Origin of the sequence: Paenibacillus cisolokensis (genome assembly GCF_050481165.1) — a bacterium.
In the GTDB taxonomy this organism is placed as follows: domain Bacteria; phylum Bacillota; class Bacilli; order Paenibacillales; family Paenibacillaceae; genus Paenibacillus_AH; species Paenibacillus_AH cisolokensis.
On sequence record NZ_JBCNFP010000023.1, the window covers coordinates 52975 to 73013 of the forward strand.

Annotated in this window: 16 protein-coding genes and 1 riboswitch; of the genes, 4 read left to right on the top strand and 12 right to left on the bottom strand. The window is 56.4% G+C overall.

Annotation, left to right across the window (positions count from 1 at the left end):
- Positions 1 to 153: 153 nt before the first annotated feature.
- Complete coding sequence (locus ABEV74_RS04515; RefSeq protein ID WP_430143716.1) at positions 154 to 1356, bottom strand: KamA family radical SAM protein; 1203 nt, start codon at positions 1354 to 1356, stop codon at positions 154 to 156.
- 117 nt (positions 1357 to 1473) lie between these two features.
- A riboswitch (cyclic di-AMP (ydaO/yuaA leader) is annotated at positions 1474 to 1620 on the bottom strand.
- 197 nt (positions 1621 to 1817) lie between these two features.
- Here ABEV74_RS04515 and ABEV74_RS04520 point away from each other — a divergent pair.
- A complete protein-coding gene (locus ABEV74_RS04520) occupies positions 1818 to 2795 on the top strand; it encodes a J domain-containing protein (protein ID WP_430143717.1) in 978 nt (325 codons plus the stop codon).
- Positions 2796 to 3599: 804 nt separating this feature from the next.
- On the opposite strand, the gene ABEV74_RS04525 is transcribed toward ABEV74_RS04520, so the two are convergent.
- Positions 3600 to 3770 (bottom strand): hypothetical protein, encoded by a 171-nt coding sequence (locus ABEV74_RS04525; protein WP_430143719.1) that lies wholly within the window; start codon positions 3768 to 3770, stop codon positions 3600 to 3602.
- 593 nt (positions 3771 to 4363) lie between these two features.
- On the opposite strand from ABEV74_RS04525, the gene ABEV74_RS04530 reads away from it, so the two are divergent.
- Both ABEV74_RS04530 and ABEV74_RS04535 read left to right on the top strand, forming a co-directional pair.
- On the top strand, positions 4364 to 5128 hold the full coding sequence (locus tag ABEV74_RS04530; protein ID WP_062493639.1) for an ABC transporter ATP-binding protein: 765 nt from the start codon (positions 4364 to 4366) through the stop codon (positions 5126 to 5128).
- Positions 5103 to 6989: an FtsX-like permease family protein gene (locus ABEV74_RS04535; protein ID WP_430143720.1), complete on the top strand. Its 1887-nt coding sequence runs from the start codon at positions 5103 to 5105 to the stop codon at positions 6987 to 6989. The genes ABEV74_RS04530 and ABEV74_RS04535 overlap by 26 nt, the downstream gene beginning before the upstream one ends.
- A 92-nt stretch (positions 6990 to 7081) precedes the next feature.
- Here the strand turns inward: ABEV74_RS04535 and ABEV74_RS04540 are convergent, their stop codons facing one another.
- The 8 genes from ABEV74_RS04540 to ABEV74_RS04575 form a co-directional block, all read right to left on the bottom strand.
- Positions 7082 to 8056, bottom strand: a complete 975-nt coding sequence (locus ABEV74_RS04540; RefSeq protein WP_062493644.1) for an ABC transporter permease — start codon at positions 8054 to 8056, stop codon at positions 7082 to 7084.
- Positions 8037 to 9536: a sugar ABC transporter ATP-binding protein gene (locus ABEV74_RS04545; RefSeq protein WP_430143722.1), complete on the bottom strand. Its 1500-nt coding sequence runs from the start codon at positions 9534 to 9536 to the stop codon at positions 8037 to 8039. The genes ABEV74_RS04540 and ABEV74_RS04545 overlap by 20 nt, the downstream gene beginning before the upstream one ends.
- 65 nt (positions 9537 to 9601) lie before the next feature.
- Complete coding sequence (locus ABEV74_RS04550) at positions 9602 to 10765, bottom strand: levoglucosan dehydrogenase (RefSeq protein ID WP_430143723.1); 1164 nt, start codon at positions 10763 to 10765, stop codon at positions 9602 to 9604.
- A gap of 54 nt (positions 10766 to 10819) precedes the next feature.
- Positions 10820 to 12028 (bottom strand): substrate-binding domain-containing protein, encoded by a 1209-nt coding sequence (locus ABEV74_RS04555; protein ID WP_430143725.1) that lies wholly within the window; start codon positions 12026 to 12028, stop codon positions 10820 to 10822.
- Between the two features lie 35 nt (positions 12029 to 12063).
- Complete coding sequence (locus tag ABEV74_RS04560) at positions 12064 to 12870, bottom strand: sugar phosphate isomerase/epimerase family protein (protein ID WP_430143727.1); 807 nt, start codon at positions 12868 to 12870, stop codon at positions 12064 to 12066.
- Positions 12871 to 13057: 187 nt separating this feature from the next.
- Positions 13058 to 14482 carry an ABC transporter substrate-binding protein gene (locus tag ABEV74_RS04565; protein ID WP_430143729.1) on the bottom strand — a complete coding sequence of 475 codons (1425 nt, stop codon included), beginning with the start codon at positions 14480 to 14482 and terminating at the stop codon, positions 13058 to 13060.
- Between the two features lie 37 nt (positions 14483 to 14519).
- The gene (locus tag ABEV74_RS04570; RefSeq protein WP_430143751.1) at positions 14520 to 15680 is read right to left on the bottom strand and encodes a Gfo/Idh/MocA family protein; all 1161 of its coding nucleotides are present in this window, start codon (positions 15678 to 15680) and stop codon (positions 14520 to 14522) included.
- 114 nt (positions 15681 to 15794) lie between these two features.
- Positions 15795 to 17252: a response regulator transcription factor gene (locus ABEV74_RS04575; protein ID WP_430143731.1), complete on the bottom strand. Its 1458-nt coding sequence runs from the start codon at positions 17250 to 17252 to the stop codon at positions 15795 to 15797.
- A gap of 73 nt (positions 17253 to 17325) precedes the next feature.
- Between ABEV74_RS04575 and ABEV74_RS04580 the strand changes: the two genes are divergently transcribed.
- Entirely contained in the window at positions 17326 to 19191 is a 1866-nt protein-coding gene (locus tag ABEV74_RS04580) for a cache domain-containing sensor histidine kinase (protein ID WP_430143733.1), read from the top strand.
- Here the strand turns inward: ABEV74_RS04580 and ABEV74_RS04585 are convergent.
- Positions 19185 to 19847: an MOSC domain-containing protein gene (locus ABEV74_RS04585; RefSeq protein ID WP_430143735.1), complete on the bottom strand. Its 663-nt coding sequence runs from the start codon at positions 19845 to 19847 to the stop codon at positions 19185 to 19187. The two genes, ABEV74_RS04580 and ABEV74_RS04585, sit on opposite strands and share 7 nt — an antisense overlap.
- Positions 19844 to 19993, bottom strand: coding sequence for a hypothetical protein (locus ABEV74_RS04590; RefSeq protein ID WP_160327814.1), 150 nt, complete (start codon positions 19991 to 19993; stop codon positions 19844 to 19846). Before ABEV74_RS04590 ends, ABEV74_RS04585 begins: the two co-directional genes overlap by 4 nt.
- Positions 19994 to 20039: the final 46 nt, after the last annotated feature.

Below are 20039 nucleotides of genomic sequence, written 5' to 3' on the forward strand. Positions count from 1 at the left end.
GAACGTCGCTCAAGAATTGGCTGCCTTTCGGTTTCGAAAACGTTTGGCATTCCGGCCGCCCGTTATATGACCGAAAAATAAAAACTCCCCCGGATTTCCGATCCGAAGGAGCCTCTCATCGATTATAAGCAAAGCATTATGGCGGCGATAAATTTATCGGCGTGCATACCATTGACGCGATGCGGAACCTCTTTTGAACGTTTTGAGCGGCATATCGGGCAATTCGTTCACGGAGACGACACGATCCGTTTTTTTAATCGGTTTGCGCCAATACTTTTCGTTGCCGGGCAAATCGTCGAACCATGCCGCGTCATCGGGACAGTCCAAAACCATGAAACGGCCGTAACGGTTATCCCGCGATTGATGATACTTCAAATAAGCCTTTCCTCCTTCGATAGCCAATATTTCGATTTTCCCCGATGTATGACTCATCGACAGACGCACCCGTTTGCCGAGTCCGGAGGTTCTCGCTTTCGCCTTCTCTACGATGCTGTATACCTCGGCCAGAGGGAGAACAAAATCGCGGTTTCCGGCAACAGGCCGGTTCACGAAAAAGTAATAGGGCGTTACGCCGGCCCAGGACAATCGATCCAGCAGCTCTCCCAGCACCTCGGGATCGTCGTTGATCCCTTTCAGGATCGGCGTCTGATTGACGACGACTGCGCCTGCGTCGTGCAAGGCGGCAAAAGCCCGGACCGCTTCCTCGGTTATTTCGCGCGGATGGTTGACATGCGTCATGACATACACTCTTTTGTCCGAACTCGACACTTCCCGGATCGTCGCGAGCAGCGCTTCGTCCTCGTAGATCCGCATCGGATTGAACACGGGAATTTTGGAGCCGAGCCGTATGATTTTCACATGATCGATATCGCGCAGCCGCAACAATATCGACCGCAGCTTCGGCGTTCCCAGAATCAGGCTGTCTCCCCCGGTCAACAGGACATTGTTGATTTCCGGATGGGCGGAAATATAGGCGAGGCCCGGTTCGACGTCGGTGACGGCCTCCTTCACGTCGTTGCGGAACAGCCGTTTGCGGAAGCAGTACCGGCAGTAAGCGCCGCATACTTCGGATACGATGAGCAGCGCGGTCGTTTTGTACTTGTGCTGACACCCCGGGACGACATAGTTGGTGTCCTCGTCTGACGCATCCCAGCGGCCGTATTCCAGCAGTTCCCCTTCATTCGGAATGACAAGTTTGCGAATCGGATCGTGAGGATCGTTCCAGTCGATCAGACCCAGATAGTAATCGTTGACCCGAAAAACAAATTTGTCCGTAATGCGCTTCAGTTTCGCTCTTTCTTCCGCCGGGATGTTCGTCAATTTATCGATGTCGGTAATATACTTCGGTTGAGCCATCGTTCGTTCTCCCTCCTCTTGTTTCATTTGAATGAAAAAAGACCCTTACACAGCATGTGTGTACGGGTCTCCTCAAACAAAAAGACCCTGTAAAGGGTCAAATACGCACCAATACATTATTCGACCCATCCAAAGCTGACGAGGTTAGCTGACGGGCTCGGGATAGATGGTTCCCTACGGCCGCATGAAGCGGCACGATTCGCCCCGGAAGACTTGGTTCCCCCGCTTTCCGGTCCATAACCGGAAATTAAGCTTATTACTTATAATATTTGAATAATTCAGAATTGTCAAACTCAAATCAGTTGCGAATCCGTTCGCTTGTATCGCCGTAATAGAGAGTATAGAATGTTAGTAGTTAGATTTGCACCGCCGAATGACAGCCAAGAACACGCCCTGTTGCGGGGCGAAAACGGATTCATGGATACGTAGATCCGGACAGTTTTAACAAAGAGGTGACAGCATTGGAGGACCTGAAGCAAGCGTACGCTACTCTCGGCCTGCCTGAAAACGCGACCAAGGAAGAAGTGGAGAAACGCTACTACCTGCTCATGCGGCAGGCGCGCGCCCAAGGAGCCCGCCGCGACCATGAAGAGGCCGGCGGCAACGCCGTCGATTTCGAAGCAGTTAACCGGGCTTACAAGTTCATTATCGAATATGACGAACGGAAAGCGCAGGAGCAATTCAAACAATCTCAATATGGAAAATATAAAAAGATGGCCGGCACGGCGGAAAAATTGGACCATTTCTTCCATTACTACAAGTTCCACCTGCTCGGGGCTTTGGTCGCCGTCATTCTGATCGGATTTGCGGTCAACAGCTACCTGGAGCGGCAGGCGCAAAAAGCGGAAGAAGCGAAGAAGCCGCCGATCGACGTATCGGTCATGTTTCACGGGGATTTTTACTTGAACAATCAGAATCAGGATACGGAGGAACTGGAAGCGGCCCTGCTCTCCTTCTTTCCGGAATGGAAGCGGATCGGCGCGCAGATTACCTACGATCCGTCCGATCCGAAAAACGAGTTCGACATCGCCGCGACGCAGAAGGCGGTTGTCATGCTGATGACGGAAAAAAGCGACGTTTATATTCTCGACCGGAACAGTTTCACCAAGCTGGCGAGGCAGCAGCTGTTCCAGCCTTTGGACGAAGCCTACGAGCAAACGTTGAAACCGCTGCTCCCTTCGGAAGCGGCGGCGCTCAAAACGCGCTCCTCGGAAGACACCACCGATCATATTTACGGCATCGATATTAGCGGCAGTCCGCTCGTCAAAAGTATACCGGTCGTCTCCAAAGAGATGATAGCCGCCATTCGCGCCGACGCCAAGCATCCGGACAAGGCGCTGCTCTTTATTCAGCGCATGCTGGAAGGTGCGAAGCCGGAAGGTACGAAGCCAGAAGGTACGAAGCCAGAAGGTACGAAGCCAGAAGGTACGTCGTCATAATTGAATTTCCACAGGGGCTGTCTCAAAAGGTCTTGAATGACCTAGGGATCGCCCCTTCTTTTTTTGTCTTATAGCGGTCTGTCTTGTCCGCCACCGGACATTGAGGCGGAAGAGTGGCCGCCGCGACAATGTTGCTGTTGGGCCGCTCCAGCGGGCCGCGATGTCACCGGTGGTAGCCCAAGATGGCTATGCCAGCGGGCTGATGTTACCGGCGATAGCCAAGGATAGCTATGCCAGCGGGCCGCGATGTCACCGGTGGTAGCCTAAGATGGCTATGCCAGCAGACCGATGTCACTGGCGATAGCCGAGCGCCCCCATTCCGACGGGGCAGGGGCCGCCGGTAACAGCCGAAGAGCGGTGAATACTGCAAAAGTGCAGGATTTTTGCCCCTGACAGATGTCTTTGGCTCAAATTACTGCGAAAGTGCAGGATTTTTTGATCACTTCCGCCTTACATGTCGCTTGGAGACCAAAAATACTGTATTATCGCAGGAATTTAAGCGTCCGAGCTGTCAATAGGGGGAAAAAGCTGCACTTTTGCAGTATTGGTTTTGAGCCGGAGAAACTTCACGAATACTCCCTCGCACACTATGCTGACAAACGGACCATGAACATTAGGGACAACCACTTTGTTTCGGCTCACTGTACGTTCGGGTCGTCCGGTGCGTCCCGTGCGTTCGATGCGGCCGGTGCGCCTGGTGCGTCTGTGCGTTCGGATCATCCGATGTGTCCGGTATGTTCGGCGCGTTCGGCTCACCGTACGTTCGGGTCGTCCGATGTGTCCGGTATGTTCGGCGCGTTCGGCTCACCGTACGTTCGGGTCGTCCGGCGCGTCCGGCGCGTCCGGTGCGGCTGGCGCTTCCGCGCATGCAAAGCATGTGAGCCGTCCGCCTTCATCGAGTCTGCCGTTCAGAAATCCGTCCTCGCAGTAAATTTCTTTGCGGCAGACCTCGCATTCCCCCACGAGTTCCCTCATATTCCATCCACACCTCCTAACCGCCGAATAGAATTTATTACGAACGAATGCGGTTTATTTCGAGTGATACAGTTTACCTCGAGCGAACACGGCTACTTCGAGCGAACACCGCTACTTCGAGCGATCACGGCTACTTCGAGCGAACACAGTTTACCTCGAACGAACACGGCTTACCTCGAGCGTACACGCCTTACTTCGACCAACACGCCTTACTTCGAGCGTACACGGCTTACTTCGAACGAACACAGCTTACTTCGAACGAACACGGCTACTTCGAGCAAACACCGCTACTTCGAACGTACACGGCTTACTTCGAACGAACACCGCTACTTCGAACGTACACGGCTTACTTCGAACGAACACGGCTTACTTCGAGTGAACACGCCTTACTTCGAGCGAACACGACTAACCTCGAGCGAATACGCCTTTCTTCGAGTCCACACGGCTTACCTCCAAGCGAAACAACGGTTTAACGTTCCTTGCAAAATTGAAAGGTTTCTGTAAGCCGGTTCGATGGCTCGTATCCTTCCGAACAGGTACATTATAAGCAAACGGTCCATAAACCGAAAGCTAGAAGGAGCGTGTATCGAACCATGCTGGAAGTACGAAACGTATCCAAAGTCTATGAAGGCAAAATCGCGTATCAGGCGCTGTCCAATTTGAGCCTGACGGTGCCGAAAGAACAGTTCGTCGGCATTATGGGGCCGTCGGGAAGCGGCAAAACGACCTTGCTGAACGTCGTCTCCACGATCGACAAGCCCACTTCCGGGCAAGTGATCATCGACGGGAAGGAGACGAACCGGATGAACAAGCGGCAGCTCGCGCTCTTCCGGCGGCGGGAGCTCGGATTCGTCTTTCAGGACTTCAATCTGCTGCAAACGTTGACGGTCAAGGAAAATATTATATTCCCGCTGACGCTCGACAACGTCAGTGTCAAAGAGCAGGACGCAAGAGTGCACCGGATTGCGGAGAAGCTCGGCATCGCCCATATCTTGAACAAGCGGACCTATGAAATATCGGGTGGCCAAAGTCAGCGCACCGCGATCGCGCGGGCCATTATTCACGATCCGAAGCTTATATTGGCCGACGAGCCGACGGGCAACCTCGATTCGAAAGCGGCGAAGGACGTGCTGGAGACGCTGCAGATGCTGAACCGCGAAGAAGGAGCGACGATGATGATGGTTACCCATGACCCGCAAGCGGCCAGCTATTGCGACCGTGTCATTTTTATCAAGGACGGGGCGCTTTATCGGGAGCTGCGGAAGTCGGGCAGCCGGCAAATGTTTTTCCAGGAAATTATGGGCGTATTGTCCGCCATTGGGGGGACGGAAGATGAATTTTCGGCAATTCGCGGTTAAAAACGTCTTCCGCAACATGCGTCTGTATGCCGCCTATTTTTTCAGCTGCGCATTTTCGGTCATGATATTTTTCGTCTACTCGATGCTGGCCTTCCATCCGCAGCTCGACTTTTCCGGGCAAGGCAATTGGGGTAAAGGCGCGCAGACGAGCATGGACGTTTCGCAGTATATTATTTATATCTTTACGTTCTTCTTTATTTTGTATTCGATGAGCGCCTTTTTGAAATCGCGCAAGAAGGAATTCGGCATCGTCATGATGCTGGGAATGTCGGTCCTGCAATTGAGGCGGCTCGTCTTTCTGGAAAATGTCGTGATCGGACTGGCCTCGACGACTACCGGCATCGGAACCGGGCTGCTGCTCTCCAAAGGGATGCTGATGCTCGGCACCTCCGTTCTGGCGCTGGAACAGCCTCTCGCCTTCTATTGGCCGGTCAGGGCGGCGTGGTTTACATTTGCGGCATTCGCGCTGCTGTTCGTTTTCATCTCGCTGTTCACGGCGGTCATTCTGCGCAGCGGCACCTTAATCGATCTGCTGAAAGGTTCGGCCAAGCCGAAACCGGAGCCGAAAGCTTCCGCCGGCCTGGCCATTCTTGCCGCCGCGCTGCTCGCAGCCGGATATATCGCCGCGTTCGTCGTCAAGGGCGTCGTCGTGATGATGGCGCTGCTGCCGGTTGCCATTGTCGTAAGCGTCGGCACCTACTTCCTGTTCACGCAGCTCAGCGTCTACATCATTTACAAATTGAAGAACAGGCAATCGTTGTACCGCAGCAAGACGAATATGATTACACTATCCGATCTGGCATACCGGATGAAAGACAATGCCCGCATGTTTTTTCTGGTCGCGATTATTTCGACGGTCGCCTTCTGCGCCATCGGCACGCTGGTCGGCCTGAAATCGTTCTTGTCGGGTTTCGTGTCGGCATCGACCGCCGCCATGAAATACGAATCTTACGCCGGAAATAAAGAGCAGGAGCGGCATACGGCGCTGATCGAACGCGAACTGACGGAAGCCGGCATCGCCTACAAGCCGTATGTCATCCGCAAAAAATATGCACTGGACGAAGAGAAAGTCCGGCGCTTCGCCCTCATTCCGGCGACGGATTACGAACGGCTGACGGGCGAGCGGGCGCCGCTCGGCGAACGGGAAGCGCTGCTGTTCTATCCCGAAAATGTGAATTTCGGAGAAGAGACGGGTCCAATGCCGGACAGCTTCCCGATGCGGGACGGCACTGTGCTCGACATCCGGGAAAGCGCGGCGATGCCCGCATCATTAGCGCAAATCACGTATGCGGACGTGCTCGTCGTTCCCGACGCCGCATACGAGGCGCAGCCGGCTTCGGACGACGATTCCATATCGTACGTTTACGACGTGGAGGATTGGCCGTCGACCCTGGCCGTAGTCAAGCGGTTGATGGAGCAACTGCAGCGGAACGGCGAACATCACAGCTTCATGGCGCGCGCCTACGAGCTGAACCAGCTCCATCAATCGTTCGGGCAAATATTGCTCACCGGCCTTTTCATCGGCGCCGTCTTCTTCGTCGCCGCCGGCAGCTTCCTGTATCTCCGCCTTTATGCCGATCTGGAGCACGATCGCGTCCAGTACTGCGCCATTACCAAGCTCGGTCTGACCGAAGGAGAGCTGTCGAAGATCGTATCGACGCAAATCGGGCTATTGTTCTTCGTGCCGATCGTCGTGGCGCTTATACACGGCGCGGTCGCACTCAACACGCTGCAAAATACGTTCAACGCGAATCTCGTCAAGGAATCGGCGCTCGTACTCGGATCGTTCGCCGCGATTCAGATCGTCTACTTCCTGATCATTCGCGCCGGTTATGTGCGAAAGCTGAAAAACGTGCTATGACGAGCGCGTTATGCGCCGCGGCAACACCGAAACGGCCGGTTCGTTTCCGAACACGGCCGTTTCCTTTCCATTAGCTTATAAAAATAGATTCGTCAGCGCTTCAGCGCTTTCTTGCCGAAGGCGACGGCGAGAATGATAATAAGCCCTTTGACGACATTTTGCTGGCTGACGTCCAGCCCCATAATGATGAGGCCGTTATTGATCATGCCGATCATCAAGGCGCCGATGACGGTGCCGACGACGGTTGCCGTTCCGCCGAACAGGCTCGTCCCGCCGAGAATGACGGCGGCAATGACCGACATTTCGTCGCCTTCGCCGAAGGTGTACCGGCCCGAGCTCATTCTGCCGGCATACAGCATGCCGGCGAGCGCCGCCATCGTGCCGGAACCGACCATCACCCACAGCTTGATGTTGCTGACGTTAATGCCGGAAAACCGGGCCGCGTTCTCGTTGCCGCCCGTAGCCAGCGTTCTGCGCCCATACCCGGTTTTGCGCAGCAGGTAATGGCCGATAACGGCGATCACCAGCATCCAGACGAGAAGAATCGGAACCGGTCCGATATTGCCGGAACCGAAGATGAACGTGAACGTCGTGTCGCGGATCGGCACCGGCGCGGTGTTCGTGATCCACATGGCGGCACCGCTCACAATGATCATCGTACCGAGCGTCACCAGGAACGATGGGATCGCCAGCCGCGAGATCAAAAGTCCGTTGATCAGACCGATGACGACCCCCGTTCCGAGACCGGCTACGATGCCGCCGAGCAGGCCGAATCCGGACTCCATCGCCAGCGCGCAAGTGAGCGACGCGAGCGCGGCGATCGAGCCGACGGACAGATCGATTTGCGCCGCGCCGATGACGAACGTCATGGCGACGGCCATAATGGAGATGATGGCGGTTTGCCGTATAATATTAAGCAGATTGTTCGTCGTCAGAAACCCGTCGTCGTACAGCGTCGCGGCAAAAAAGACAAATACGACGGCAAACGCGATATAGACCATATACTTGCGCCAGTCGAAGCTGAGCGACTTCTGTTTTCCAACGATCTCAGATGTTTTGGATAGCATGCTGCAGCTCCTCCTCGTTGCGGATCTGTTGCCTTCTCAATTGTTTACGCACTTCTCCCTGATGCATGACCAGCAGCCTGTCGCTGACGGCCAGCAGCTCGACCAGCTCGGACGAGATGACGATAACCGCTTTGCCCGAGTCCGCGAATTCGCGAATGATTTTGACGATCTCGGTCTTCGCCCCGATATCAACCCCGATGGTCGGTTCGTCGAGTATCAGAATATCCGGCTCGATCGCCAGCCATTTGGCAATCACGATTTTCTGCTGGTTCCCACCGGACAGCAGTCCGCTCTTTTTGAAAATATTATCCGTCTTGATCGACAGCTTCCGTACGAATTGCTCCGCTCTGCGGTTGCCCTCCCGGTCATCCACAAATACCCCTTTTCGGAGCTTCGACAAAATCGTGACGAGAATATTGTCCTTCACGCTGTGATCAAGCACGAGCCCCTGCGTCCGGCGGTCTTCGGGCAAGAGCGCCACACCGGCCGCCATGGCGTCGGAAGGATTGCGGATCTTCCGCTTTTCTCCGCGAATCCACACTTCCCCCGAATCGATCGGATCGATGCCGAAGAGGGCCCGTGCCAGCTCCGTCCGGCCGCTGCCCATCAAACCGGCGATTCCCAGTATTTCTCCGCGGCGCACCTCGAAGCTGACATTGCGCACTTTGGTTCCGGAGGTCAGGCGGTCGACCTTGAGCACCGGTTCGCCCGATGTGTCGTAAGGGCGTTCCACCCACTCGAACGCTTCGCCGACCTGACTGCCCACGATATGCTCGATGACGGTATCCATCGTCAAGTTCGCGCAATCGTCGGTCAAGCTGTGCCTCCCGTCACGCATAACGGTGATCCGGTCGCAAATGCGGAATATTTCGTCCATCCGGTGCGAAATATAAATGATCGCGATCCCCCGCTGCTTCAGCTTCGCGATCAGCTCGAACAAAAATTCCGTCTCGTTCTTTGTTAGCGACGACGTCGGTTCGTCCATAATCAGGATGCTGGTGTCATAGGACAGCGCCTTGGCGATTTCCGTCAGCTGCCAGTAACCGACGCCGAGCTGTTCGACGGGCGTCTCCGGGTCAAGATCGACATTCAGTTCCGCCAGCAGCTCCTTCGCCCGTCTGACGCATGCCGCGTCGTCGATCAGCCCGAGCTTCGTCTTCGGTTCGCTGTTCAAAAAAATGTTTTCTGCAACCGTCATCGTAGGAATCAAGCTGAATTCCTGGAAAATCATCGAGACGCCGTGCGCTTTGGCGTCGTTCGTATTCTGAATATGCGCCGCTTTCCCGCCGATCTCGATCGATCCGGCATCCATCTGATAGACGCCGGTCAAAATTTTCATCAGCGTCGACTTGCCGGCCCCGTTGCCGCCCATCAGCGCATGAACTTCGCCGGACCGGAGCTCGAAATTGACGTTATGCAGCACTTGCACGCCGTTAAACGATTTCGAAATGTTCGACATGCGCAATATCGTTTGTGACATCACCATCACCCTTTATAAATTGGTGGAGCCGCCATAGGCGGCTCCTGACCCGGTACTGGCGCAATTTAACCGACTTTGACCCATTGCTGCTTCGCGGCCGATTCCAGAATCGCATCGGAAATTTGCGCGATGCGGTATCCGTCGCGGAAGTTCGGCGACACTTCGCTGTCTTCCGCGATCGCTTTGAAGAACTCGTACGTTTCGATAATCTTCGTCTCGCCGTAACCGATACCGAGAGCCGGAATCGGCCACAGACCGTCGCCGTACGGGTGTGCCGGACCGGTGTAGATCGTGCGGAATCCGCGGCGGTCTGCCGGATCGTTCGCGAAGAAAACCTGAAGCTCGTCGCGATTTTCATAATTGAAATAGAGCGAGCCGAGTGTACCGTGAATTTCAAAGGTGAGGAAGTTGTTGCGTCCCCAGCCGTTGCGCGTCGCCTCGATGCTGCCGACAGCCCCGTTCGAGAAGCGCAGCAGCGAGATGAACTCGTCATCCACATCAACCGGTTTTTTCTCGGCGTTCGCGCTTCCTTTTACCGTGCCGAGCTTGTCGACGCCGGAAGTCTGCACCGGCCGCTCGCGAATCCATGTCTTCGTCTCCGCCATCACTTCGTCGATCTCGCCGACCAGATAACGCGCATAATCGATCACATGCGTGCCGATGTCGCCAAGCGCGCCGGAGCCGGCGACCGCTTTCTGGAAGCGCCAGGACAGCGGCGAATTCGGATCGGCGGACCAGTCTTGCAGATACGTGCCGCGGAAATTGAGAATTCCGCCGATCGCGCCTTCTTCGATATATTTTTTCGCCAGCGCGACAGCCGGCGTTCTGCGGTAGTTGAACGCGACCATATGCTTCACGCCCGCGGCTTCGACCGCATCCAGCATCGCTTTTGCTTCCGCGGCGTCGCGGGCCAGCGGTTTTTCGCAAATAATATGCTTGCCGGCCTTGGCTGCCGCGATCGCGATTTCGGCATGCGAATTGTTAGGCGTCACGATATCGATGACGTCGATGTCCGGATGCTCGACCACTTCGCGCCAATCCGCCGTGTAGAGCTCGAATCCGAGACGCTTCGCCGCTTCGGCGGCCGCTTCCTCCGTCACGTCCGCCACCATTTTGCGGACCGGAATGGCGGGAGCCGGCCAGAAAAACATCGGCATCGCCGCGAAGGACAGGGAGTGCGCCTTTCCCATAAATCCGGCGCCGATCATGCCAACATTCAATGTCTTCATCGTTTCATCGCCTGCTTTCTGTAAAAATTATGCGAAAAATTATGCGTAATCAAATTATTGCCCCGCCGCATCTTTCACGGCGTTCGGCGCTTCCTGCCTGTACACGAGCTGCCAGGCGTCAAGCACGTTGTCTTTCGTTACTTTCACAGCCGGAACCGCCACATACGGCGGCGTTTCCTTGCCGAGCGCCGCGTAACCGGCCAGAATCGCTTCCGCCACGCCCTGCTCGTACGGAAGCTGCGCGCCGAGCCCTTTAATGACGCCGTTCTTGGCAATCTCGATGGCGACGTTCGTGCCGAGGTCGATCGTGGTGATGACCAGATCGTCGCGCCCTGCCGCGCGAACCGCCGCCAGTGCGCCTTCGGCCGGCACGTCCCATACGACAAAGAGGCCGTCCAGGTCCGGATTTTTCGTGAGCATCGCGGACGCCACTTTCTCGCCGTCGTTCGGACCGGCGATGCCGCTCCGGTCAACGATTTCAATGTCCGGGTACTGCTCCTTGATCGTCTTCTCGAACGCTTCCGTCCGCTGTCTCGTCACGAAGTAGTCGGCATCGTGATAAATGACGCCGATCTTGCCTTTGCCGCCCAGCGCTTCCGCCATGACATGGGCCGCTTCGATGCCGTTGCCGTAGTTGTCGGCGGATACGACGCTGACGTAGTCCGTTCCGTGCTGCAATCCTTCCGGCGCGTTGTCCATGAATACCACCTTCGCTCCGGCTTGCGCGGCCTGCTTGTAAGCCGCCGCCGTCGATACCGGGTCGACCGGAATGCTGACGACGATGTCGGGGTTTTTGGCCATAACGGTCTCAAGATCGGATACTTGCTTCTCCGACTTGAACTGCGCGTCCGTCACCGCGACGACCTCGACGCCCATCTTCGCGAACGTGTCTTTCAGACCGGCAATTTGCGCGGTGGACCAGTCGTTGCCGGCATAGTGCATGGCGATCGCCGCCTTCAGCTTCATCCCCTGAATCTGCTTCACTTCATCGGCCGTCAGCTGCAGCGACTTCGCCGATACGGCGGCCTCGCCGTGCGGCCCCGTGCTCAATATTTCCTGCTGCGGCAGCGCCTGATTCACCATAATCGGCTCGGCCACCGCCGGCGGCGCAGCGACGTTCGATTCGCCGTTCGCCGTATTGCCGGCGGCGTTGTTCGGCTCGCTGCCGCCTGCCGCATTATTGTTCGCGCCGCATGCCGACATCAGCGCGACGGCCAGCGCGGCGCTGACCAGAAAGACCGAACGTGAACGCTTCTTGTTCATGAAGATAACCCCCTGCTGGATGTATGGGTATATTTTTATAGAATGCCTTTCAAAAATTGCATGCTCGTCTCCGCGCCTTCCTTCGGATTCGGGAACGAATCCAGCTCCACCGTCAGCCATCCGTCGTATTGATGCGCTTTCAGCACGTCGAGCATCGCGGAAAATTTCTGGCTTCCCTGTCCGAGCGGCACGAACCGGCCGTTGCGGTAGTCTTTGAAATGCACATATTCGATCCGGTCGATATACGTGCGAATCGTTTCGAGCGGATCGCCGCCGCCCGCTTCAATATGGGCCGTGTCCGGACAGAGCTTCACGTCCGTTAGCTCCGTCAGCTTGCGCAGCTGCTCCGGCGCCTGGACAATCGTGCCGAGATGAGGATGGTAGCTGGCCGTCAACCCGTACTTCGCCGCCATTCGCGTCACTTCGTCCAGCCCCGCCGCGAGCCGCTTGTAATCGTCTTCGGTCGTGCCGTCATGCCGGATGGCTCCGCCTCCGGCCACCAAATGTTCGGCCCCGAGGCTTGCCGCCAGCCGCGCGGTCCGCTCGATCCGGTACAGCTCGTCCTTCCAAATATCCGGGTAGATGAAATTTGCCCCCACATAAACGCCAATAAACTGCAGCCCGTGTTGCCGCATCAACGATTTGAACCGGTCAGGCTCGTTCTCGTACGCCATCAAATTTCCGTCGAACAGCTCGAATCCTTCGTATCCGGCCGCGGCAATATCCGCAAGCGCTTCTTCCGTCGAGCCGTTCGCCAAATAATACAAATCTTTTATCGACGTAACGCCGTTCGGATGACCGACGACACCGCCCCACGTATTCGTCTGATAGCCGAGCTTCATCCTGCATCCTCCTTGAATCGCAATATCCTGTCGCTGGTACAACCTCAGTATACTTGCCCGATTCGGCCGATTATAGACGATTAATTTAATGCAAAGGGATGAACTTTTTAGCGGGGCCGGGCCGCATCTTGGAGCGGAAAATAAAAAAACCTCCCCCCTTTTTGTCATTCGGGGAAAGGTCGTCTCGCTAGTAGCCGGCTTGCTTCAGCAGGCCGCCCGCCAGCACGGCGGCATCGGTCAACGCCGTTTCGGCGTCTTTCATGCCGATCAGATATTCATGGACGGCGGACTGCACCGCGTCGGACACTTGATTGTAGTTGACGATGCGCGGACGGCCGACGCCGATGCCGAGCGAATCGCGAAGCACCTTGTAATAATCTCTGTCCGACCGCAGAATCAGCGACCTGGCCTCGGCGAATGCGGACTGGCGGGTCACATGATGCCGGAAGCGCAGCGCCTGCCGCTGCACGTCGGGACTCGTCACATATTCGGCCAGCTCGTACGCCTCTTGCTTATGGGCCGAATACTTGTTGACGCTAAGTCCCCACGACGCGATCAGCGGTTCCCTTCGGATCTTTCCTTCCGACAACACGCCGGGAACGACAAAATATCCGATCTCGGCCGACCGGATCTTGGGGCTGATGCCCATGTCGTAATAGAACATGCCCATCGCCGCTTGTCCGGAATTGAACACAAGCCCCGCTTCCTCCCACGTATAAGACAGCGAATCCGGCGGCGCCACCTGATACCGGTTGATCCAGCTGCCGTACGTTTCCAGCGCCCGTATCCCCGCCTCGCTGTGGAACGCCGGCTTCATGTTATCGTCCAGCACCTGCCCGCCATATGCGGCCAGAAGCGACTGGAACTCGATAAAGTTGGATTCGTTCCGGGCGGCCATCAACGTCGTGCCGTAAAAATCGGACTTGCCGTCGCCATCCGTATCGCGCGTGAAAAAGCGGGCGATATCCAGATAGTCGTCTATCGTATCCGGCACCCGCAATTCCCGGCCGAACCGTGCGCGGAACGCTTGCCGCTCATCCGGATCGCGGAACAGATCTCTCCGGTAGCTGCCCATCAGCACATTCACGTGAACGGGCAAGCTCCATACGTCGAAGCCGGCCGATGTCAGCTTCTCCAGATCGATACTCGTCATATCGGGCGGCTGGCGATGCGGCGCGCCGGGATCGAATACCGCGGCGTCCAGAAACACTTCCGGCACGAAATCATCGAGCTTGACCGCTTCCGGATGCTTCGACGCGCGCATGTAGCCCGACAGCGGCTCCAGATGATGAATGACCTTGGGCATCCAGGACGAATCGAGCGCGATCAGATCGTATTCGCCGCTGCGGCGCGAAAGCTCGGACATTACTTTGCCGTGCAAATGATCGTACGTCAACATGCTGATTTCGACTTTCAGGCCGGACAGCTGCTCGTATTTCCGAATGGCGTCGATCACCGCTTCCGAGCCGGTTTCCGCCGTACCGTACAGCACTTTCAGCACCGGTTCGGCACGCGCCTCGTTGCGGGCGGAAGAGTCCCGTCCGAGTCCCGGCGAGCAGCCCGCGACCGCCAGCAATAAGGCAAGGAAGCATGCTGTTATGAACTTGTTCATCCGCTTCCCACACCTTTCACCCGTCAATTCTTCATGTTCAGGAAGGCAAAGTCACCCATGCGCCGCGTTCGCTGCTTTCCAGTATCGCATCGATCAGCTGCATCGACCGGTGGCCGTCTTCGAACGTCGCGAAGGACGGCTGTTCGGCCAGCGGGTCGCGCCCGTCGCGAATAAAGCGGTAAAACTGCAGCATCATATTTTTCTCCGCATCCGGCCAGCCTTCGTAATGCCCGCCCGGGTAATGGTTGAACGGCTTCGCTTCCGGCAGCAGCTGCGCCGGATCGGCAGCCATCAACTCGTTCGGCCGGTCGCGGCGGCCGATCCAGAGTTGGGCCGGCTCTTCCTGGTTCCAGAAGGCCGAACGTCTGCTGCCATTCAATTCGAAGCTGAGCCGGTTTTTGCGTCCTGCGCTCACTTGCGAAACGGTGAATACGCCCCTCGTCCCGTCTTCCATATGGAACAGAACGCTGGCGTAATCCTCGGTATGAATCGCCACTTTCTCCGCATGCTCCGCCTCCGATGTCGAAGCGCCGAATGTGGCCGCGCCGCCGGACGACTTTTTGCGGAACGGCAGCACGGTCGCCAGGTCCGCCATCACCTTCGTTATTTTTTTGCCGGTTACATATTGAACGGCGTCGCACCAATGCGAACCGATATCGGCGACCGCTCTCGATTTGCCGCCGATTTCGGGAGCCATGCGCCAGTTGTAATCGGTGTCGTACAGCAGCCAGTCCTGCAAATAGCTGCCGTGTACGAGGTTGATCGCGCCGAGCTGTCCCTCCCGGACCATCGCCCGCAGCTGCTGCACCATCGGGTATTGGCGGTAAACGAAATTGACCCCGTGAACGACCCGGTGCCGCCGGGCCAGCTCCAGCAGCTCCGCGCTTTCCTCGCTGGTCATCGCCAGCGGCTTCTCGGACAACACATGCTTCCCTGCCAGGATGATCTCTTTATTGATTTGATAATGCACATGATTGGGCGTGCAATTGTGAATGACATCGATCTCCGGGTTCTCCAGCATTTCGCGGTAGTCGCCGTAGCTGACCGGGATGCCGAACTGCTTGGCCTTCGCCTCCGCCGACTCTTTATTCGAGTCCGCTATCGCCGCAACTTCGGCAAAACCGAGCCTCCGAACCGCTTCCACATGCGCCGAGCCGATGAAGCCCGCTCCGATAATGCCTGCTTTCAGTATTCCCATCATGCTTGCCTCCCAACATCTTCATCGCTTTATGTCGATTATAGAGGGGAGCGAAGCGGCGTCACAGAAGAATTTTTTAACCAAAGAGACGAACTTTTTAACGCCCGTGCGTCTTTACATTCCGGCTTCTTCCGCTTCGTCCGGACCGGCGGCAATGCCGTTCCGCCTGCGGAATTCGGACGGCGAGTAACCGAACTCTTTCTTGAACAGGCTCCGAAAATAGCGGTAATCGCCGTACCCGATCTCCTCGGAAATATCGTTGATCCGTTTGTTCGTCGTCAGCAGCAGCTCTTGCGCATGCTTCAGCTTCCTTCCCGTCAAATATTTGACGAACGTGACGCCCATCTGCTGCTTGAACATGCGGCTCAGCGTTACCGGATGAACGTTAACCGCTTCCGCAACGGATTCCAGGCTCAAATTCGGGTCTGTCGACGTTTCCAGCAATTTCACCGCCTGCTCGAACCAGCTCCGCGCCGCGCCTTCTTCCTCCGGACGCGCTTCGAGCCGCTTCAGCGCATGGACGCCGCTCACAACGAGCTTGCGGATACTCGCCGTAAGCTCCTCCCAGGTCGGATGCTTCGAAACCCATGCAAGCCAGTAATGGAACGTTTCTTCTTCGACCACGATGACGTCCGGCTTGACCAGCCCTTCGTCCAGCGCCGCCATCAAATGCGCGCATTCCCGCCGCAGCTCGGGCAGATCGAGCCGTTTCAGCTGCTCGAACCATTGCCGCAGCGCCTCTTCCAACGATTCGATTTGACCGTTCACCGCATGCGCCACGATCAGGCTGCGCAGCTTGTTCGCCTTCTTCCCGGCTTCCTTGCGGTCGCCTGCCCGGGCCGGGGAGTCGTCCGCTGCGCCGGCGCTTGCCGCCGTCCCGAAGAACAGCCGCCGCTCCAGCTTCTTGATTTCGGCGGTCAGAAACGGCAGACATGAGGCTTTGTCCCGGAAGCCGGCCGGGTATTGATCCATCTCCGCCTTGACGACGATCCCCTCGATCCGGGGAGCTGCGGCGAACGCAAACATAATATGCCCCGGCATCCGCTCGAATTCGGCGATCCGTTCGGACACGCTTCCGAACAGCACCGTTTTCCACTGCCGCTCGTTGAACCAGAGACTGATGTTGAACAGCTCCAGATGCTCGTACCGGAGCGGAGCTTCGGGCGCTTTCGAACTGAAAAATTCAAACTCCCGCCTGAATTCGTCGCGCTGCTTCCGTTTTACTTTCTCCACGATTTCCTTTATTTCCCCGCGGTCCGCCGGCTTCAGCAAATAGTCCATCGCTCCGTACTGAAGCGCCTTCCTTGCGTATTCAAAATCATCGTACCCTGATATAATGACAACATGCATGGAGGGGCTGTCCGATTTCAGACGGTCGAGAATGTCCAAACCGTCCATCTCCGGCATGCGAATATCGAGAAATACCAGATCCGGCTGAATAAGCGCAATCGTTTCCAATGCCCGATGGCCGAAGCCCGCATCGAAAATTTCTTCATGCGGATATAATAGCGACAGCTTCTGAATGATGCTCATTCGGACTTCCCGCTCATCATCCACGACGCATATTTTCATGATCGCTCACACTCCTTGGCTGTCTTATGCGCTTGTGCAGGCCGAATCTTACAATATCTGGAGGGAAATGCTGTTGTCCATTTTTCGGTCCGTCAAACGAATGGTAAACCAATTGTCGATCAAATACAAACTTTTCATGATCCTTTTGCTGATCTCGATCATCCCGCTTTCGCTGGTCAGCTACAGCTCCGAATCGTTCATGTTCCGGTCGAGCACGGAATACGCGGCTTCCGTCTCTTCGCAATATACCCGCTTCGTCTCGCGCGAAATCGCCAGCTATCTGGAAAGCTTGAACCAATCGTTCGACAATCTGTTCAGCAACCCCGATTTTCAGCGGTTCCTGGATACGCCGGTGTCCGATCTGACCGGGCAAACCAACGATATTATCAAATTCCGTCCGATCATCAAAAACGCGCTGCAATTCCACCCGGATGTGCTGGGCGTCCTCTATTTGGATAAGCCGGGCAAAGTCTACTTCTATTCGAACCAGAAAACGCTGGACGCGTCGTTCTCCTTTAAGGCCGACAGCCTGTACAATTCCGTATTCGATACGACGGAGCCCGAACTGCTGCCGCCCCATCCGATGAACTACGTCCTGTACTCGAAGGACCGCGTCTTCTCCTATGTATGGCCGATCGTAAACCTGAATACGGGGAAAACCGAATCGTGGTTCATTTTCGAGATCAACGCGGACAAACTGACCGGGATGCTGAGCGGCAACCGGCAGGAAGCCGGCGGACAGCTGCTGTTGTATCATGCGCCGTCAGGCACGAGCGTCGACACTGCGGAGGCGGACCCGGACGTTATGCAAGTGTTCCGGACGAAGCTAGCGGAGATGCCTGAGAATTCGGGCCATTTTCTGTTCACGGCGGACGGCGCGGAATATCAGGCCTCCTACGCCGACCTGCCGGGTACCGGCTGGAAGCTGGTGTGGACCGCTCCCTTAAGCGGGATCGAGAAAGGCGCCCAGCAGGCCTTTTTGCTTACGCTGCTGATCGCCGCCGTCAGTCTGATCATCGCGATTATTGTCGCCTTCCCCGCGATGAACAGCGTTCTCCGGCCATTGTACCGGCTTAAGCAAGGGATGCAAAGCCTGGGGCGGGGCGTCTATGTGCCGATCGCGATGACGAATCGTCAGGATGAAATCGGCTATCTCGTCCAAAGCTACAATCAGACGTTATCGAAACTGCAGAAGATGGAACGCGAAGTGTATCAAGCGAAGCTCAGGGAGAAGGAGCGCGAGGTGCTGCAGCTTCAGGCGCAGATCAATCCGCATTTTCTGTTCAACACGCTGGAGACGATCGAATCGTACGCTCTTCGCAATAACGGAGACGCGGTCGGCGATATGGTGCAGTCGGTATCCCGCATGATGCGCTATACAGTCAGCAACAACAGCGGCTGGGCAACGGTGAAGGAGGAGATGGACTATATCCGCAACTTCATGAAAATCCACGACTACCGGCACGGACGGGAAGTGCGGACAAGCTTTGAGATCGATCCCGCCGCCCTGGATGTCCGGATCATGAAGCTGACGATTCAGCCTTATATCGAAAATGCGTTTAAATACGGGTGGAGCCCGAACATGAGCGCGGACGAATTTTCGCTGCGCGTCGTGGTCAAGGCGGCGGCAGGCGGCTTGCTCATCATCGTGCACGACACAGGCGCCGGCATGCCGGCGGACGTGCTGCACAAATTCCGGCAGTTGATCGCCGCCTCCGGCGAAACGGAAGATCCTTACTTCCGCCGCCATACCGGCATTTACAACGCCTACAGACGTTTCGTGCTGATGTACGGCGACGACGCCTTATTCCGGATTGACAGCGCACCCGGCCAAGGCACGCGCATCGAAATGTTCGTTCCTTCGCAGGCGCCAGGCGCCGCCGACATCCGTCCGGAGCAACCCGGATACGGGCCGAAGCGGCGGAACAGGCTTCAATGAGGGGCATCGTTCCCGATTCCGGCCAGCCGTTTGCGCAACGTTTCTTGCCAGCTGCCGGACAGCTCTTCCACATCGAGAATGCGCTGAATGCCTTCCGCATTTTGCTTGTCATGATGCATAATCCGGTTGGCGAACGAAACGGTTACCGCCTTGGGGTGACGGAAGACGCGGATCAGACCGTCCTTCGGGGATACTTCGCCCTCCTGCAGCACGCGAAAATAATAACCGGTAAAGCCGGTTTCCTGCACTTTGACCGGGAGCTCGGGCACGCCGTATTTCACCGCTAATTTGAAGCAGGGCTGACGAGGCTGGCTGACCTGCACAACCGCTTCGCCGAAACGGAAAATATCTCCGATGCACACTTCCGTCTCCGGCAGCCCTCTTACGGTCAAATTTTCGCCGAAAGCTCCGTAAGCCAGCGGTCTTTTCAATTCCCGCTCCCAGAACGGGTAATGCTCGTACGCATAGACGCAAAGCGCCTTGTCCCGCCCGCCATGATGGACCAAATCAGCCTGCCCGTCACCTTCCAGATTGGAATAGGATAAATGCAAGGGGCCTTCGACCGGCGTCTTCCATATGCCGGTGGACAGTTCTCTACCCCGGTACTGAACTTGCTGCGGCTTGCCGATGTTTACGGAGACGATTTCGATAGTCATTTGCCATCCCTCTTCTCGACTTCCTTCAATCTTTTTTCCACCCGGACGATCAAAAAGGCGCGCATCGCGAGAAGGAACCCGACGAACAGAAGCATAAAGACGTATTCCTTCAACAGCAAACCGGCTGCTATGCCGACCGCCAGCATATAAAATCCGTACCTTCCGAATCGCTCGCCATCGTCTGCCAGATGT

Excerpts from the sequence above, each read along its gene's own strand:
- ABEV74_RS04585 (WP_430143735.1), bottom strand. The coding sequence starts at position 19,847 with ATGACTATCGAAATCGTCTCCGTAAACATCGGCAAGCCGCAGCAAGTT.
- ABEV74_RS04530 (WP_062493639.1), top strand. The coding sequence starts at position 4,364 with ATGCTGGAAGTACGAAACGTATCCAAAGTCTATGAAGGCAAAATCGCG.
- ABEV74_RS04515 (WP_430143716.1), bottom strand. The coding sequence starts at position 1,356 with ATGGCTCAACCGAAGTATATTACCGACATCGATAAATTGACGAACATC.
- ABEV74_RS04535 (WP_430143720.1), top strand. The coding sequence starts at position 5,103 with ATGAATTTTCGGCAATTCGCGGTTAAAAACGTCTTCCGCAACATGCGT.
- ABEV74_RS04590 (WP_160327814.1), bottom strand. The coding sequence starts at position 19,993 with ATGCTGGCGGTCGGCATAGCAGCCGGTTTGCTGTTGAAGGAATACGTC.
- ABEV74_RS04575 (WP_430143731.1), bottom strand. The coding sequence starts at position 17,252 with ATGAAAATATGCGTCGTGGATGATGAGCGGGAAGTCCGAATGAGCATC.
- ABEV74_RS04570 (WP_430143751.1), bottom strand. The coding sequence starts at position 15,680 with ATGGGAATACTGAAAGCAGGCATTATCGGAGCGGGCTTCATCGGCTCG.
- ABEV74_RS04540 (WP_062493644.1), bottom strand. The coding sequence starts at position 8,056 with ATGCTATCCAAAACATCTGAGATCGTTGGAAAACAGAAGTCGCTCAGC.
- ABEV74_RS04525 (WP_430143719.1), bottom strand. The coding sequence starts at position 3,770 with ATGAGGGAACTCGTGGGGGAATGCGAGGTCTGCCGCAAAGAAATTTAC.
- ABEV74_RS04555 (WP_430143725.1), bottom strand. The coding sequence starts at position 12,028 with ATGAACAAGAAGCGTTCACGTTCGGTCTTTCTGGTCAGCGCCGCGCTG.
- ABEV74_RS04565 (WP_430143729.1), bottom strand. The coding sequence starts at position 14,482 with ATGAACAAGTTCATAACAGCATGCTTCCTTGCCTTATTGCTGGCGGTC.
- ABEV74_RS04545 (WP_430143722.1), bottom strand. The coding sequence starts at position 9,536 with ATGTCACAAACGATATTGCGCATGTCGAACATTTCGAAATCGTTTAAC.
- ABEV74_RS04560 (WP_430143727.1), bottom strand. The coding sequence starts at position 12,870 with ATGAAGCTCGGCTATCAGACGAATACGTGGGGCGGTGTCGTCGGTCAT.
- ABEV74_RS04550 (WP_430143723.1), bottom strand. The coding sequence starts at position 10,765 with ATGAAGACATTGAATGTTGGCATGATCGGCGCCGGATTTATGGGAAAG.